Source organism: Pseudobutyrivibrio sp. 49, assembly GCF_900100545.1.
Taxonomy (GTDB): Bacteria; Bacillota; Clostridia; order Lachnospirales; family Lachnospiraceae; genus Pseudobutyrivibrio.
The window spans coordinates 121,798-137,986 of record NZ_FNDP01000007.1 but is presented as its reverse complement, the minus strand read 5'-3'; the positions used below and the strand labels follow the sequence as shown (position 1 = coordinate 137,986).

General features: G+C 40.4%; 19 protein-coding genes, 1 pseudogene and 1 riboswitch. Of the genes and pseudogenes, 4 read left to right on the top strand and 16 right to left on the bottom strand.

The annotated features are described in order from the left end of the window. From BLP54_RS15615 to thiE, 10 genes and pseudogenes are all read right to left on the bottom strand, one after another. Positions 1-163, bottom strand: a pseudogene (locus tag BLP54_RS15615) (IS5/IS1182 family transposase); the annotation flags it as partial. A 288-nt stretch (positions 164-451) separates the two neighbouring features. Beyond that, the gene (locus tag BLP54_RS08400; protein ID WP_090163574.1) at positions 452-892 is read right to left on the bottom strand and encodes an Hsp20/alpha crystallin family protein; all 441 of its coding nucleotides are present in this window, start codon (positions 890-892) and stop codon (positions 452-454) included. Positions 893-1,091: 199 nt separating this feature from the next. Beyond that, the gene (locus BLP54_RS08395; RefSeq protein WP_090168754.1) at positions 1,092-1,364 is read right to left on the bottom strand and encodes a cysteine-rich small domain-containing protein; all 273 of its coding nucleotides are present in this window, start codon (positions 1,362-1,364) and stop codon (positions 1,092-1,094) included. A gap of 46 nt (positions 1,365-1,410) precedes the next feature. Then, entirely contained in the window at positions 1,411-2,718 is a 1,308-nt protein-coding gene (thiC, locus tag BLP54_RS08390) for a phosphomethylpyrimidine synthase ThiC (protein ID WP_090168728.1), read from the bottom strand. 29 nt (positions 2,719-2,747) lie between these two features. Next, positions 2,748-4,001, bottom strand: coding sequence for a 2-iminoacetate synthase ThiH (thiH, locus tag BLP54_RS08385; protein WP_090168725.1), 1,254 nt, complete (start codon positions 3,999-4,001; stop codon positions 2,748-2,750). Between the two features lie 9 nt (positions 4,002-4,010). After that, the gene (locus tag BLP54_RS08380) at positions 4,011-4,778 is read right to left on the bottom strand and encodes a thiazole synthase (protein WP_090168721.1); all 768 of its coding nucleotides are present in this window, start codon (positions 4,776-4,778) and stop codon (positions 4,011-4,013) included. Between the two features lie 27 nt (positions 4,779-4,805). Further along, positions 4,806-5,438, bottom strand: a complete 633-nt coding sequence (thiF, locus tag BLP54_RS08375) for a sulfur carrier protein ThiS adenylyltransferase ThiF (protein WP_090168718.1) — start codon at positions 5,436-5,438, stop codon at positions 4,806-4,808. A 3-nt stretch (positions 5,439-5,441) separates the two neighbouring features. Continuing rightward, positions 5,442-5,636, bottom strand: coding sequence for a sulfur carrier protein ThiS (thiS, locus tag BLP54_RS16350; RefSeq protein WP_028246147.1), 195 nt, complete (start codon positions 5,634-5,636; stop codon positions 5,442-5,444). Further along, positions 5,560-6,435, bottom strand: a complete 876-nt coding sequence (gene thiD / locus BLP54_RS08365) for a bifunctional hydroxymethylpyrimidine kinase/phosphomethylpyrimidine kinase (RefSeq protein ID WP_242870667.1) — start codon at positions 6,433-6,435, stop codon at positions 5,560-5,562. The genes thiS and thiD overlap by 77 nt, the downstream gene beginning before the upstream one ends. An 11-nt stretch (positions 6,436-6,446) precedes the next feature. Next, entirely contained in the window at positions 6,447-7,076 is a 630-nt protein-coding gene (thiE, locus tag BLP54_RS08360; RefSeq protein ID WP_072915548.1) for a thiamine phosphate synthase, read from the bottom strand. Between the two features lie 73 nt (positions 7,077-7,149). Continuing rightward, positions 7,150-7,251: riboswitch (TPP riboswitch) on the bottom strand. A 183-nt stretch (positions 7,252-7,434) separates the two neighbouring features. On the opposite strand from thiE, the gene BLP54_RS08355 reads away from it, so the two are divergent. The 4 genes from BLP54_RS08355 to BLP54_RS08340 all read left to right on the top strand — a co-directional run bounded on the left by BLP54_RS08355 (position 7,435) and on the right by BLP54_RS08340 (position 9,504). After that, complete coding sequence (locus BLP54_RS08355; protein WP_015550139.1) at positions 7,435-7,689, top strand: type II toxin-antitoxin system HicA family toxin; 255 nt, start codon at positions 7,435-7,437, stop codon at positions 7,687-7,689. Then, positions 7,676-8,035, top strand: a complete 360-nt coding sequence (locus BLP54_RS08350) for a type II toxin-antitoxin system HicB family antitoxin (protein ID WP_015550140.1) — start codon at positions 7,676-7,678, stop codon at positions 8,033-8,035. The genes BLP54_RS08355 and BLP54_RS08350 overlap by 14 nt, the downstream gene beginning before the upstream one ends. Before the next feature lie 15 nt (positions 8,036-8,050). Beyond that, a complete protein-coding gene (locus BLP54_RS08345; protein WP_015550141.1) occupies positions 8,051-8,305 on the top strand; it encodes a hypothetical protein in 255 nt (84 codons plus the stop codon). A gap of 122 nt (positions 8,306-8,427) precedes the next feature. Beyond that, a complete protein-coding gene (locus BLP54_RS08340; RefSeq protein WP_090168716.1) occupies positions 8,428-9,504 on the top strand; it encodes an NAD(P)H-dependent flavin oxidoreductase in 1,077 nt (358 codons plus the stop codon). Here the strand turns inward: BLP54_RS08340 and BLP54_RS08335 are convergent. The 6 genes from BLP54_RS08335 to BLP54_RS08315 form a co-directional block, all read right to left on the bottom strand. Next, entirely contained in the window at positions 9,501-10,667 is a 1,167-nt protein-coding gene (locus tag BLP54_RS08335; protein WP_090168714.1) for a MalY/PatB family protein, read from the bottom strand. The genes BLP54_RS08340 and BLP54_RS08335 overlap by 4 nt on opposite strands. Before the next feature lie 13 nt (positions 10,668-10,680). Next, positions 10,681-11,568: a DUF3737 family protein gene (locus BLP54_RS08330; RefSeq protein ID WP_028246151.1), complete on the bottom strand. Its 888-nt coding sequence runs from the start codon at positions 11,566-11,568 to the stop codon at positions 10,681-10,683. 164 nt (positions 11,569-11,732) lie between these two features. After that, positions 11,733-11,873 (bottom strand): hypothetical protein, encoded by a 141-nt coding sequence (locus tag BLP54_RS15820; RefSeq protein WP_176754513.1) that lies wholly within the window; start codon positions 11,871-11,873, stop codon positions 11,733-11,735. Positions 11,874-12,179: 306 nt separating this feature from the next. Then, on the bottom strand, positions 12,180-13,277 hold the full coding sequence (locus tag BLP54_RS08325; protein WP_090168713.1) for a sugar kinase: 1,098 nt from the start codon (positions 13,275-13,277) through the stop codon (positions 12,180-12,182). A gap of 14 nt (positions 13,278-13,291) precedes the next feature. Beyond that, positions 13,292-14,692 (bottom strand): glucuronate isomerase, encoded by a 1,401-nt coding sequence (uxaC, locus tag BLP54_RS08320; protein WP_090168709.1) that lies wholly within the window; start codon positions 14,690-14,692, stop codon positions 13,292-13,294. Continuing rightward, complete coding sequence (locus tag BLP54_RS08315; protein ID WP_090168707.1) at positions 14,689-16,185, bottom strand: mannitol dehydrogenase family protein; 1,497 nt, start codon at positions 16,183-16,185, stop codon at positions 14,689-14,691. Before BLP54_RS08315 ends, uxaC begins: the two co-directional genes overlap by 4 nt. Between the last annotated feature and the right edge of the window lie 4 nt (positions 16,186-16,189).

Below are 16,189 nucleotides of genomic sequence, written 5' to 3'. Positions count from 1 at the left end.
GACGTCCCTGATCTGGAGAATATTTATCTCTGACCAAATCATAAATAAAAGACCAATCAATAGCTTTATCTATAATTCTGAGAAGATGATCTTGAGGAACCAAGTCATCAGTACATACAAATTCAATCTGCTTTCTAGCCTTCTCGTTTTGTTCTGTAATCATTATTCTAACCCCTTATTTTGATAGTATTATTATACCAAAAAAGAGGCGAAAAAGCTTGTAAAATCAAGGTTTCTTTAGACTTTAGAAGGACTAAAAATGAAAGAACTGGAGTCCGCAGACTCCAGTTCCTCCTTATAAAAAAGAAAAGGTCGCGGCGAAAGCCGCGACACTTTGTCTACAGTCTGAAAGGACTATCAAATTGATAGTCCTTTTTGTTTGCCACGGCGCGCCCCCATTGCCGAAGGCAATCATTTATGGGCGCTGCCTTCCCGTAGTTTTTTATATCATTTATCCCTCAATTGCTATATATTTTGTCTCCTCTTTTTCAGGTAAGGCTTCTTTCTTAGGAATGCTAAGTGTAAGTACGCCATCCTTAAATGCTGCGTGGATATCTTCCTGAGTTACATTGTCTCCTACATAGAAGCTTCTTGAGCAAGAACCTGTGTAACGCTCGCGGCGGATGTATTTTCCATCATCATCCTGCTCATCATTGTTCTGATTTGTCTCAGCCTTAATTGTAAGATAACCATCCTTCAACTCAGCCTTGATATCTTCTTTTGCAAATCCTGGAAGATTCATATCTACAGTGTAGTCATTCTCGTTTTCCTTAACATCTGTGGTCATCATTCTTGCGAAATCATTGTCGTAGTGGTGACCAAAACCTGTCATACGTGGTACTCCGAAGAAATCATCCATAAAATCATTTGATAAAATACTAGGCATTAACATAATTACTACCTCCTCTTATATATGAAATATAGTTTTAATCCCGGTTACGTTGCTGCCACAGGATTTTTATCTCCTGTTCAGCCAGGTTGGTTTGGGAAGCTTTTCTTTTTTCCTTCCCTTGTTGTAACTATGTTATACACCCGTTGTTAGCACTCGTCAATAGAGAGTGCTAATAATTTATAATTATTTAATATTTAGTTTATAAATTGTCTGATTTATTCTTTTCAATCAGCTTCATCACATCACCAAGCTGTCCTGTAATCTCGCTGTAGTTCTCACGAATATGAGGACGAAGACAGTCAACACAGGATTTTATACCTGACTCTGTAAATTTAAAATTTCCACCGCACTTATCTCCAAGGCAATAAAGAGGACAATAACAGAACAAGCAGTTAAAGTCCTCTGGTTTATCAGTTTTGTGACATGGAAAATATTCACATTCTGTATTTTGAATAAACTTATAATGTTCCATTGGGTGCTCCCTATATAATTTATACTCTGCACCCATGATAACAACACTATCCTAAAATATCAATGTACTCACCTGAAAGAGCCTTATTCATGCTACGAACTGCGCAAAATTTGCCACACATAGAACAGGTGTCATCAAACTCTGGTGAGCGGTCTGCTCTGATAGCTTTGGCTGTCTCTGGATCCAGCGAGCACTCCCACTGCATATCCCAATCAAAAACCTGACGAGCTTCTGCCATCTTATTATCAATGTCCATGGCATGTGGAATCTTTTTTGCAATATCTGCTGCATGAGCTGCAATCTTTGAAGCAATAATTCCCTGCTTAACATCATCAACATTTGGAAGTGCAAGATGCTCCGCTGGAGTGACATAGCAGAGGAAAGCTGCACCATTTTGAGCCGCAATTGCGCCACCTATAGCGGATGTGATGTGATCGTAGCCCGGTGCAATATCAGTAACAAGAGGTCCAAGTACATAGAAAGGTGCCCCCATACAAATCTTCTGTTGAATCTTCATATTTGCAGCGATTTCATCCATCGGCATGTGTCCTGGTCCTTCTACCATTACCTGAACATCCTTCTCCCATGCTCGCTTTGTAAGCTCTCCAAGGCGAACAAGCTCCTCAATTTGACATACATCTGATGCATCTGCAAGACATCCTGGGCGACAGGCATCACCAAGAGAAATTGTGACATCATGCTCACGACAGATTTCAAGAATCTCATCATAATATTCGTAGAAAGGATTCTCCTCTCCAGTCATTGTCATCCATGCAAACACAAGTGAACCACCACGGCTGACAATATTCATTTTACGCTTATGCTTTTTGATCTGCTCAATTGTCTTTCTTGTAATTCCGCAGTGAAGTGTAACAAAATCCACGCCATCCTCAGCGTGAAGACGAACCACATCAATGAAATCCTTTGCTGTAAGTGTGGCAAGGTCTCTCTGATAGTGAATGACACTGTCGTAGATTGGAACTGTTCCAAGCATAGCTGAGCATTCTGCCACAAGCTTCTGTCTAAATGGCTGTGTGTTGCCATGGCTGGATAAATCCATGATTGCTTCTGCACCCATGTCTACTGCCGCCATAACCTTTTCCATTTCTATATTGTAATCCTTGCAATCGCGAGAAACACCAAGGTTTACATTAATCTTTGTGCGAAGCATGCTGCCTACGCCCTCTGGATTAATGCATTTGTGATGCTTATTTGCAGGGATGGCAACCTGTCCCTTTGCTACCAAATCACGAATCTCCTCAGGTGTGCGATATTCCTTCAAAGCCACCTGCTTCATCTCTGGTGTAATAATCCCCTGTCTTGCTGCATCCATCTGTGTTGTGTAATTGCTCATTATAATCTCCTTTATAAAAAAATCTAATTTTATCCTACATATACGTAGTCATTAAATACTGGCTGAAGCCCCTCTGCTGTAATGTCTATATACATGCTATCAAGGCTTCGTCCATCTGATATTTCAAACTGCTCGTCACCTGACTCCTCTTCCTGAGAACCAGTATATTTTTCCTCGTGGTCACCAATTCCTGTGGATACTCCTGCTGAGACCTTTGTTGCTGCGATTTTCACAATGCCATTTCTAAATTCTGCTGTCTCTCTGGATGATACTGTGATTCCGCAGAATGGCAGGAAAATTCTGTATGCGCAGATAATCTGGCAAAGCTGCTTTTCTCCTACATCAAGAGGATTGATTGTATCATTATTGATGATAGGACGAAGTCTCGGACATGAAAGGGACATCTCAGCATGTGGATATTTTCTCTGTAGGAAATACACATGAAGAGCTGATGCAAGAGCATCCTTTCTAAAATCTGAAAGACCTAAAAGTGCAGAAAAAGCCACACCTCTCATGCCCCCCATAAGGGCTCGCTCCTGTGAGTCAAATCTGTAAGGCCAGATTCTCTTATTTCCCATGAGATGTAATGTCTCGTATTTATCGCTGTCGTAGGTTTCCTGGAAAACTGTCACATAATCCACTCCGCATTCATGAAGATATTTGTAATCCTCCACATTTACAGGGTAGATTTCGATGCCCACCATCTTGAAATATTTGCGGGCAATTTTGCATGCCTCACCAATATATTTCACATCGGATTTTGTAGGACTCTCACCTGTTAGAATGAGAATTTCCTCCATACCGCTATCAGAAATGACCTTCATCTCATGCTCAATCTGCTCCATAGAAAGCTTTAATCTTTTTATTTTGTTGTAGCAATTGAAGCCGCAGTACACGCAATAATTCTCACAATAATTTGCAATGTAAAGTGGTGTGAAAAGATATACCGTATTTCCGAAGTGCTTGCTTGTCTCCTTCTGAGCCTTCAGTGCCATCTGCTCCAAATAAGGTTCTGCTGCAGGTGAAAGAAGAGCTTTAAAATCTTCTATAGTACATCTGTCGCTCTCTAGGGCACGTCTTACATCTTTGGCTGTATATTTGCTGTAATCATAGGATTCAAAATGCTCCATTACGCATTTACGAACATCCGATTCTATTACATCCATCCCTGGAAGATATTCCATGTGATTGATTCTGCTAGATGGGTCCGTCTCTATCTGATGCTTTCGCTCCAAGCCTGTCTTTGTGAGAAGGTCTGAGTCAATCAAAAAATTATTCTCCATGACATCCTCCTAATGTAAAAATCCAGTAAGAGGATCTGAAGCTGCTGCACCTCTTGTTAGAACACGTCCAAGACCTGCAAGATATGCCTTTCGTCCAGCCTCGATAGCATCCTTGAAGGCTGATGCCATCATTGTCAAATCTCCTGCTGTAGCAAGGGCTGTGTTTGCCATGATAGCAGCGGCTCCCATCTCCATTGCCTCGCATGCCTGTGATGGCTTTCCTATTCCGGCATCCACTATGATAGGAAGATCGATTTCATCTATCAAAATCTGGATAAACTCCTTTGTGGCAAGTCCCTTGTTTGAACCGATTGGAGAAGCAAGTGGCATAATTGTAGCTGCACCAACATTTTGAAGTTCTCTTGCCACATTTAAATCTGGGTACATATATGGCATTACCACAAAGCCTTCCTTTGCAAGTATTTCTGTAGCCTTGATTGTTTCATAATTATCTGGAAGGAGATATTTGCTATCTCTCATAATTTCAATTTTTACAAAATCACCACAGCCAAGCTCTCTTGCAAGGCGGGCGATTCTAACAGCCTCCTTTGCATCTCTAGCTCCGCTTGTGTTTGGAAGAAGTGTTACCCCATCTGGAATATAATCCAAAATGTTTTCTTCCTCCTTAGTGTTTGTACGTCTTACTGCAAGAGTAATAATCTGCGCTCCTGCATCCTTCACTGCAGCTTCGATAAGCTTCATTGAATATTTTCCTGAGCCAAGAATAAATCTTGAATCAAATTCTTTTCCACCGATTACCAGTTTGTCGTTTTCCATTTTTAATCCTTTCACATTATGTATAAACTAAGGCTGAGTCTCTCCCATCAATATCCTAAGAGCCATATGGGCCTCATGAGCCGCACATGCCATCACTCTTGATGATATAAGCCCAATGCCCGAATTCACATCACTTACCCCATCTCCTGAGATGAAAAATCTGGATGTGATTTTTTTTGTCACTATCTCATTTGCACTTCCAAAGCCCGCCATACCAGAGCTGGATACCAGATATTTATCGGGATAATTCGTAAATACGATATCCGCCAGCATTGCTTTGCATTCTGGCTTATCAAATGCTTCACAGATTACATCAGCATCCTTAATGAGTGATGGAGTATTCTCCTCTGTGAGCTTTACCAGATGAGTCTCTATTTTGATAAAGGGATTTATCTCCAAAAGATTTTCCTTTAGTGCATCAGTTTTTGGCGTTCCCACCTGATTAAATTTGTATTGCTGACGATGAAGATTAGTCACATCCACAGTATCGAAATCTATCAAAATCAGTTTTCCTATACCCACTCTAGCAAGGCATATTGCTATGTTTGAACCAAGTCCTCCCAGACCGCAGATTGCCACGGTAGCATCATCAAATTTCTTTTGATTTTCTATACCATGCCTATTAGTCAGAGCCTGATAAAATTCTTCCTTTGTAACCATTTATCAGCCCCCTCCAACAAAGCTAACAACCTCCAGCACATCTCCCTCCTTCAGTATCACCTGATCAAGTGTTGCCTTAGGAATTATTTCCTCATTTAGCTCCACAGCTATAGTTCTAAAGTCATACTCCAATTCCAGCAGAAGACTCTCTACAGTCCTCCCTGCTACTTCGTATGCTTGTCCATTTACCTGAACCATCTCTTTCTCCTTTTTCACTTTTTATTCCAACCATATGATTTAAAGGGCCAGAACCCTGTCCTAAATTCAAGCCTGCTGATATTGCAGCTGTAATATATTCCTTTGCACGCTCCACAGATTCCTTAAGTGTGTATCCTAAGGCAAGGTTTGATGCAATGGCACTTGATAATGTACAGCCTGTTCCATGGGTGTTGTCATTATCAATTTTTTCTCCTTCAAACCATGTGATTACACCATTTTCATAAAGCAGGTCGCAAGCATCCTCCACGCTATGTCCGCCTTTGATAAGTACGCTGCAGCCGTACTCATTTCCTAATTCTTTTGCAGCCTTTTCCATCCCTGCCTTATCAAAAATCTTGCGTTCTACCAGACATTCAGCCTCCGGAATATTCGGAGTGATTACAGTAGCTATGCTAAAAAGATTGTCCGCCATAACCTGCGATGTATTTTCTTCCATTAGTCTGCTTCCGCTTGTTGCCACCATTACAGGGTCTACGACGATATTTGAGACTCCGTACTCTTTTAGCTTTTTAGCTACCAGTCTCACCTGCTCTGGTGATGGAAGCATTCCGATTTTTACAGCATCGGCAGGGATATCTGTAAGGCAGGCATCGATCTGCTTTCCAAGGAATTCTGGGCTTGATTCCACAATTGCACTTACCCCTGTAGTGTTCTGGGCAGTCATGGCTGTAATTGCCGTCATACCGAACACGCCGTGGGCTGTCATTGTTTTGAGATCCGCCTGAATTCCTGCTCCACCGCTGCTATCACTACCTGCGATAGATAAAACGACTTTCATTTTTCTTCTCCTTATGCTCTTAATTCCACAAATTTTTTCTTCATTTCTGTGGCAGCCACCATAGGTGAATCTGCTTTCATTATTGCTGACACTGCGCACACACCGGCAATGTCGATTCCCTTAAGCACATCCATATTTGAAGGATTTAGTCCACCGATGGCATTTACAGGAATTGGCACCGCCTGGCAAATCTTATCCAGTGTCTCTGTGGATGTGATGATGGTCTTTACCTTCGTGGTAGTCGGATAAATAGCACCCACCCCCAAATAATCTGCGCCAGCCTCATAGGCTGCCTTTGCCACCTCCACAGTCTTAGCAGTAGCTCCAAGTATCTTATTAGGGCCAATGATTTTTCTTGCTAGGGCAAGAGGCATATCCTCCGCACCTACATGGACGCCCTCTGCATCCACAGCCAGCATTACATCCACCCTGTCATCAATAATCAGAGGCACATTATATTTTTTTGAGATTTCATGAACTGCCTCAGCCAGCTCTATGTATTCTCTTGTGGTTCTGTTTTTCTCTCTCAGCTGCATGAGGGTCACTCCTCCCTTCAGCGCCTCCTCCACACGAAACAAAAACTCCTCCCTGTCGTATGGCGTACTATCTGTAATAAAGTACAATTCAGTATTAAATTCCATTATTCCCTCCACTCCGGCTGGTTACGCATAAAAAAAGGAGACCACCTGATTTCTCAAATGGTCTCCATGTAATTTACGTTACGCACGGCATCCCTACGTTGGCATTATCCAAATCAGGTTCTCGGTCGAAGGTCACACCTTCCTCTCAGCCTGTCTACAAGCTCCCGTCTATTTAGTTCTTCAATATAATGCCCTATCTCTGAAGAATTTGCAACATATATTTTTAAAATGGAGAATTATCTTTACCTTAATAAACAATATATTGACATCATCCTAAAATTTATTATAATTACTACCGCAATGCGGCAATTTATATTGACACCATATATGACACCATTTTATAATAAAGGAGATAAGTATGTCTAAATGGGAAAAACTACTAAAAAAGATTCTTTCTTTAGATCCAGACATAAGATTTGAAGAATTACAAAAAGTATTAGAAAGCTATGGATATGAAATGAAGGCTCCTAAATCTGGAAGTAGTCATTTTACTTTCAGAAAGAAAGGCTATCCTATCATCACTATTCCAAAGCATATTCCTATTAAGAAAGTTTATATTCAAATAGTTAAGGAACTAATAGAAAGTGAGGAATCCAAACATGAAAAAATTTGATGAGTACATGAAACTTCCTTACAAAATGGAAATAATCCCAGACACTGACGAAGGGGGATTTGTTGTTTCTTTTCCTGAGCTTCCCGGCTGCCTCTCTATGGGGGAAACTATGGATGAAGCTATAGCAAATGCCATGGATGCAAAAAAGGAATGGCTACATGCAAATCTTGAGGAAGGAAATGAAATCCCTTTACCAGACTCAATTAACAATTACTCTGGTCAGTTTAAACTCAGAATTCCAAAAAGTTTGCACAAATCCCTTGCAGACCACTCTAAAGCTGAGGGCATAAGCATGAACCAATATTGCCTATACCTGCTTACTAAAAATGATGCTTTATATTCTTAATATTAGGAAATTATTATGGATGATAAATTAGAAAATCTTGATACACTTGCAATTGAAATCTTAAAAGCTCCATCTGACAAAGAAAAGTCAGCCCAGGCTTTTAGATTACTTAGATATTCTACTGGCATGAATAGAAAAGAATTATGTGAATATCTTCATATCCCCTATAACACCATGAGAGATTGGGAGCAGGCCAAACGAGCTATGCCCCCCTATGTTTTCGAGCTAATTTTATACAAGCTTAAAAATGAAAATATATTTATCAAATAATTTTTACGCCACACTTGTCCATTATTGCCAATTATCTTGACAACTCAACATTTTAGGTGTATTATCTCAAATATTTTAACTAAACATTTTTAACTAACAGTTTTCTAAACGGAGAATATGTCATGGAAATTAATGGAAAAAAATTAGCCCATGGGATAATACAAGGTGGAATGGGCGTAGGTGTATCTCTTTCAGGACTTGCTGGAAATGTGGCAAAGCAGGGCTGCATGGGCGTGATTAGCTCAGTAAATATTGGCTTTAAGGAGCCAGATTTTTTACAAAATCCATTCGAGGCTAATATCAGAGCTTTGAAGGAGCATATTAGAAAGGCTAAAGAAATTGCCGGTGGAAATGGCCTTATCGGCGTAAATATAATGGTGGCTGTGAGCCACTACGAAGAGACTGTAAAGGCTGCTATCTCAGCCGGGGCAGATGCCATCATTTCAGGTGCTGGTCTGCCACTTAATCTTGCAGAGCTTGTGAAGGGAAGTAACACCTTGTACGCTCCTATAGTTTCAAGCGCAAAAGCTGCCATGCTCCTTTGTAGAACCTTTGCAAAAAAGGCTCAGTCTATACCGGATTTCATCGTTATAGAAGGTCACAAGGCCGGCGGTCACTTAGGCTTTTCTGCTGACGATTTAAATAATAATACCTGCCAGGACAACATCGACATCCTTAAGGAAGTCCTTGAGGCTATCAAGCCTTTTGAAGAACAGTTCAAAAAGAAAATTAAAGTGTTCCTTGGTGGAGGAATTTTCACTGGAAAGGACATTGCAGAGGCCATTAAAAACGGCGCAGATGGTGTTCAGATTGGTACAAGATTTATAGCCACAGAGGAATGTGATGCTTCCACTGCATTCAAGGAAATTTTAGTAGATGCCACGGAAGAAGATATTAAAATCATCAAAAGTCCAGTAGGAATGCCTGCCAGAGCAGTATTTACCCCTATGCTTCAAAGCTTAGAGGAAGGCAAAAGCTTCTTTGCCAAAAGATGTAACGGCTGCCTAAAGGCTTGTCCAAAGGGAGATAAAATCCCTTATTGTATCAGCCGAGCACTAATCGCTGCTGTAGAAGGCAATAAAGAAGAAGGCCTTTTCTTTTGTGGAGAAAACGCCTTCCGCATTAACGAAATTACAACTGTCAAAGATTTAATTGACGAACTAATCGACGAATATAAACTCTGTATGAATGCAGTTTAAATCGATATTATTTCAATTCCAGTCTTTAAACGTTCAAGGCCATCCTCCAGGGTGGCCTTTGTGCATGCCACATTCATTCGAAGGAAATCCTTTCCATCTCCTCCGTAGGCAGTACCTGCTGAGAGATATAGACCTGTTTCCTTTCTGATGCGGGCTGCTAACTCCTTGCTTGAAATGCCAGTAGCACTTACATCTATCCAAAGAAGATATGTGGCGTCCCCGCGTACTACATGAAGCTTAGGGATATTTTCATCCACATATTCTTCCACTCTTCTTCTGTTTTCAAATAGATATTCTCTTAATTCATCAAGCCATTGACCACCATGATTAAAAGCTGCAACAGCTGCATGGGCCGCAAATACATTTGGCTCAGCCACCTCATCGGTATTGATTCCGCGCCAAACCCTATGACGTAAAAATCTGTTAGGAACAAAAATAGCTGCTGTCTGAATACCTGGAATACTAAATGTCTTGGTAGGAGCAATACAAGTGATGCTCACATCCTTACAAGTATCTGAAACACTGGCAAAAGGTACATATTCCTTGCCTGGCTCTACTAGGTCACAATGAATTTCATCTGAAATAACTGTAACTCCATACTTGTGGGCAAGCTCTCCAACCTTTGCCAAATCCTCCCTGCTCCAGATTTTACCAACTGGATTATGAGGATTACATAGAATCATGAGGCTAGCCTGAGGATCAGACATCTTCTCCTCTAAATCTGCAAAATCCATAGAGTAAACCCCGCCCTCGTAATGAAGTGGGCTCTCTAAAACTCTGCAGCCATTATTCAAAATGCTATTGAAGAAAATATTATAAACAGGTGTCTGAATAATCACCTTTTCATTTGGTGTAGTAAGCTTTCGAACGATGGATGAAATAGCAGGAATAACACCTGTACAAAACATCAACCACTGGCGTTCAATCTCAAAGCCGTGACGATTCTTCCACCAGTTAATATATGCCTCATACCAATCGTCGTTGACATCAGTATATCCGAAGACACCCTCTGCAACACGTTTCTGAAGTGCCTCAATGATTTCTGGAGCAGTCTGAAAATCCATGTCTGCCACCCACATAGGAAGCTCATTTTCAGCCACATCCCACTTCATTGAATCAGTACCACGTCTGTTAACTACTGCATCAAAATTATATTTTCCCATTAATTCCAGTCTCCTATTTTCTGTCTCTACGCCACTCGACGATTTCTTCTGTCTTTCCAATCTGTTTGCAGTTGATGACAGTCTTTGATGGATCAACTAAATCTGGCTCCACAATAAGATGCTCAATTTCAGGCGCTGTTATTGTGCCGCTAATTGGATTGAATACACTATCAATCTTTGTAGTAATATTCGCATTTACGTTATCAACATATTCGAAGGCAAGTGTTGTATTTATCAACTTGCAGTTTTCCATTTCAAGATTATCAATGTAGCAAAAGCCTTGCAAGCTCTCGATTGTACAATTTACAAATTTAAGATTTTTTGAATTCCATCCAAGGTACTCACCACAAATATATGAATCGTAAACTGTTACATTCTCTGTGTTCCAGAAGCTATCCTTTGAAAGCAACACAGAATTTCTTATAGTAATATTTTTTGCTCCATCAAAAGAGTAATTGCCATCAAGCTTGAATCCATCAATCTCGATATTTTCTGAATTCATAGCAAAGTAGCTTCCCTTTGCATAAACATTAGAAAGCTTGATATTCTTACAATTCCAGAATGTCTCTTCAGCATTTGTAAGCTGAACATTTTCAAGTGTAACTCCATCGCAGCGACGGAAATTCTTTGGTGCTGTGATAAATGAATCCTTCACGTAGATATCGTTTGTGTACCATACACCCGAACGGCCCATCTCAAGCCAATTACATCGCTCTACCTTGACATTATTTGAATACCAGATAGGATACTTATATTTGAACTGAGAATCATAGACTTCGATATTCTTACTTTCCTTTAAAGGAGATTCTCCCTCATCAAATATCGAATCGTAGATACAAGCCCCATCCTCTGCATAAAGAGCACGTTCTCCCTTAAAAAACTGCTGTCTATATTCTTTCATTTTTATTTCCTCCAAGATAAATATAACTCTTCTTGAGTATATCATCAAAATTTGGTTTTGTAAAATTTAATTGCCTTAAATATTTATTAACAAATTATTAAATACTAATCAAATTATTTACAACGAAAAAAAGAGATGCCCTTTCAGGCATCTCCCGAATAGCATTATTTATTTGATCTAATACCAACAACCTTTAATGTATTTCTAGCAACAAACTCAGTTTGAATCCCCTTGAGCTGTAAATCCTCAGCTCTTCTGTACAAATCTTCTGCGCCAGTACATTTAATGATTTCACCTACTGCCATTCTCTTCTTCCTCCCCGGGTTATATTTTATATTTTGCTCGCCCATTCTATGTAAGTTGTCCCGCGAACATCCTTATAATAGGCGCTAAATGGGGATTTGTCTATACAAATACTGTGAACAATTTGTGAATTCTGTGAAAACGTTTTCGGAAACCGGTTGCGCCTGACAGTATGTCAAACGCTTGATATACTGTTATTCAATGGAAACTAATTTTAGACAATTGTTTTTCTATAAATTGAAAAAGTACCTGTGTCATTTTGACACAAGTACTTTTTATATATGGAATAATTATATTAGTTGTCTATTTTATCGCTTAACTCTGGCGCCTGCTCCACCCATAATTGCCTCTACTTCAGCGCATGTTGCCATTGTAGTATCGCCAGGTGTAGTCATGGCAAGTGCACCGTGAGCAGTGCCGTATTCTACAGCTTTTGCTGCATCTCCTGTAGTCATAAGACCATAAACAAGACCTGAAGCAAATGAATCTCCACCACCAACACGGTCAAGAATCTCAAGCCCCTTATAATCCTTTGCCTTGAAGATTTGTCCATCTGCCCAGCAAAGTGCAGACCAGTCATTTACTGTTGCTGTTTTAACAGTACGAAGTGTTGTGGCTACTACCTTGAAGTTTGGATAAACCTTTGCAGCCTCATCTATCATCTTCTTATATCCATCCACATTAAGCTCTTTGAGATTTGCATCATTGCCCTCAATCTCAAAACCAAGGCATGCTGTAAAATCTTCCTCGTTGCCAATCATTACATCAACGTACTTTGCAATTTCTTTATTTACTTCCTGTGCCTTCTTCTGACCACCGATAGCTGACCACATAGAAGCACGATAGTTAAGATCATAAGATACAATTGTGCCATACTTCTTTGCAGTCTTAATTGCCTTTACTACTGTCTCTGCTGACTGCTCTGAAAGTGCTGCATAGATTCCACCTGTGTGGAACCATCTAACACCAAGCTCACCAAAAATATAATCAAAATCGAAGTCCTTATCAGTGGCCTGAGAGATAGCTGTGTTTGCTCTATCAGAAACACTAAGTGCTCCACGGATACCAAATCCTCTTTCTACAAAGTTAAGTCCATTTCTGCACTCACGACCAATACCATCTGTCTTCTTCCAGTTGATAAGTGAAGTATCCACACCACCCTGGAGAATGAAATCCTCCACAAGATGACCAACCTCATTATCTGCAAAAGCAGTAATAACTGCTGTGTTCATGCCGAAGCATCTGCGAAGTCCGCGGATAACATTATACTCTCCGCCGCCTTCCCAAACCTTAAACTCTCTTGCAGTTCTAATTCTTCCCTCACCTGGATCGAAGCGTAACATTACTTCGCCAAGAGAAACTGCATCATACTTACAATCCTTTTTGTCTTTAATCTTCAAGTCCATTTATAACACCTCATCTAAAACTTAAAATATTCTACAGCATTACGGCCACAGACACGCTTTACCATATTACGTAAATACGTATCATCCTTTGGATACTCTCCATTCTCTACCCACGATCCAATTTTGTTACAAAGGATACGGCGGTAGAGCTCGTGGCGTGGGAAGGAAAGAAAACTACGCGAATCTGTAAGCATTCCAACTGATGTAGAAATAAGTCCTGCATCACTGGTTGCCTCAATCTGCTTTTCCATTCCATTCTTGTGGTCGCAGAACCACCATGCTGCACCAAGCTGTACCTTACCCTTAATCCCCTTTTCATTGCTACAGAATGTACCTGCCATTGCTGCAAGCATTTCTGTATCCTTAGGATTAAGGCAGTAAAGAATTGTCTTTGGCAATTCGTCATTTAAATCCATAGCTGACAAAAGTGCTGCAAGCTGTGGAGCATAATTAAAATCGTTAAGTGCATCAAAGCCTGTGTCTGGACCAAGCTTCTTAAAGAAACGTTCCGAATTATTTCTGATGGCACCGATATGAAGCTGCATAACAATGTCGTGTTTGGCATAAAGCTTAGCAAGCTCTGTATACATATATCCATGATACTTGCCGGCTGCCTCTTCTGAAACCTTCTTACCATTGATTCTGTCCATGAAGATTTCATTTACCTCTTCATAGGTAGCAGGAACATAAAATGTATTTTCCAGACTGTGATCAGAAACTCGGCATCCATTCTCAATAAAGAATTCAAGGCGCTCTCCAAGAATTTCAAGCAAAGTCTTCACATCATAGATTCTTCTGCCAGTAACCATAGAAAGTTTGAAAATATAATCAGCGAAGCCTTCCTTTTCGATGCCTACTGCTTTCTCTGGTCTGAAGGATGGAAGAACCTTAATTTCAAATCCATCCTCTCTAAGCTTTCTGTGCCACTCTAAATCATCTGCGGGGTCATCTGTGGTGCAAAGGACAGATACATTTTGCATTCTTAGGAGGTTACGTACTGAGAATTCCGGAGTGTGCAACTTCGCATTGCACTGCTCCCAAATATCCTTAGCTGTTTCTGGGCTCAGTGGTGTGGTTATATTAAAGTATCGTTGAAGTTCTAAATGAGTCCAGTGGTATAGAGGGTTACCAATCAAATTCTGCACAGTATCTGCCCATGCCACAAACTTATCAAAAGGAGCCCCATCTCCAGTAATAAGCTCTTCTGAAACACCGTTGGCTCTCATGGCACGCCACTTGTAGTGGTCGCCACCAAGCCAAACTTCTGTCATATTATCAAAGCATTTGTCCTCATATATTTCCTGAGGATTCAAATGGTTGTGAAAATCAATTATTGGCTCATCCTTAACAGCTGCGAAAAGTTCCTTGGCTGTAGGATTCTGAAGAAGGAAATCTTCGTCCATAAATTTCATCATACTGCTTCCAATTCCTTTCTTACATTGCCAACACCCTTCATATTTGAGTAGATTTCAAGAACACGCTTTGCCATAGTGTCCTCATACAAATCGACACCAAATACGTCTTTACGTTTTAATACATCCTTAGCTGGAAGCTCTTTAAGCTCATTAAGAAGTGGATCAGGACTCTGCTCGAAAACATTTCCCTGATCATCAACGCCTTCCAAATATCTTAAGTAACCAGCCAATACAACTGGCACTACCTTAAGCGACTCTGTTGTAAGGGATGAATTTCCTCTGTAAGCTTTGATAGTCTCACCAAAACGGATTGGAAGCTTCTGTGATGTGTCGCAGGCAATTCGCTGTGGTGTATCTGGCATAAATGGGTTTGGAAGACGCTTTGTAAGAACAGCATCAAGGAATTTATCTGGTGATAATACCTTAGGGTCTACCACTACCTTCATTCCCTCTTCCTTACCAAGCTTTGTAACAAGCTTCTTTAAATCTTCATCATCCATCTCATCATGGATTGTCTTATATCCAAGAAGACATCCAAAAACAGCAAGTGCTGTATGAAGCGGATTAAGGCATGTGCACACCTTCATCTTCTCTGTCTTATCTACTGTCTCTCTATCTGTGAAAATGATTCCACCCTTCTCGAGAGCTGGGCGACCATTAGGGAATAAATCCTCGATAACCAAGTACTCTGTCTCCTCCGCATTTACGAAGTTGGCAACATAGGTATTCTTTGTTGTAACGATTGGCTCAGCATCCTCAACACCGTCATCAATAAGCATCTGCTTAACTGTGTCGTCTGGACGTGGAGTGATTTTATCAATCATCGAAAGTGGGAATGCTACCTTTGATGAATCCTCAAGATATGCGATGAAATCTGTTTCGCACTTTCCATCCTTGAACCATTCCTTTGCTATGTCAAGAACAGCTTCCTTAAGCTTGTCTCCGTTGTGTGAGCAGTTATCCATACTTACAATTGAAAGTGGTAATGCGCCTGCGTTGAATCTCTCAAGAAGAAGACCTACCACCTTATTCATATAGGCTCTTGTCTTGTAGCCCTTCTCTGTGATTGTAAATGAAATCATCTGAAGAGATGGTGCACGGAAAATCTCACGAAGTCTTGAGATTTCCTTTTCGTTTTCCTCATCTAAAATGCAAGATTCAACAATTGAACCAACAACTCTTTTCTCAACAGTTCCATCAGCCTTAAGTGTTGCAAGAATGCTAAGGTCATCACATGGTCTGTTGTACTTTTCGATAATCTCATAATCATAGCCTTCTGCAACGATGAGTCCTTTATCCATCACACCCTGATTTAAAAGTTCCTCAACTACATTTGCCTGAAAGGCTCTGAAAATGTTACCTGCACCGAAGTGAAGCCATACAGGATTCTCCTTCGTATTTACGATAATTTTTTCTCTGTCGTATTCTGGGAGCTTGTAGCCTTTTTCCTCCCATGCTTTTCTATCCTTCAATCCTTCATTTGTTAATTTCATGTCT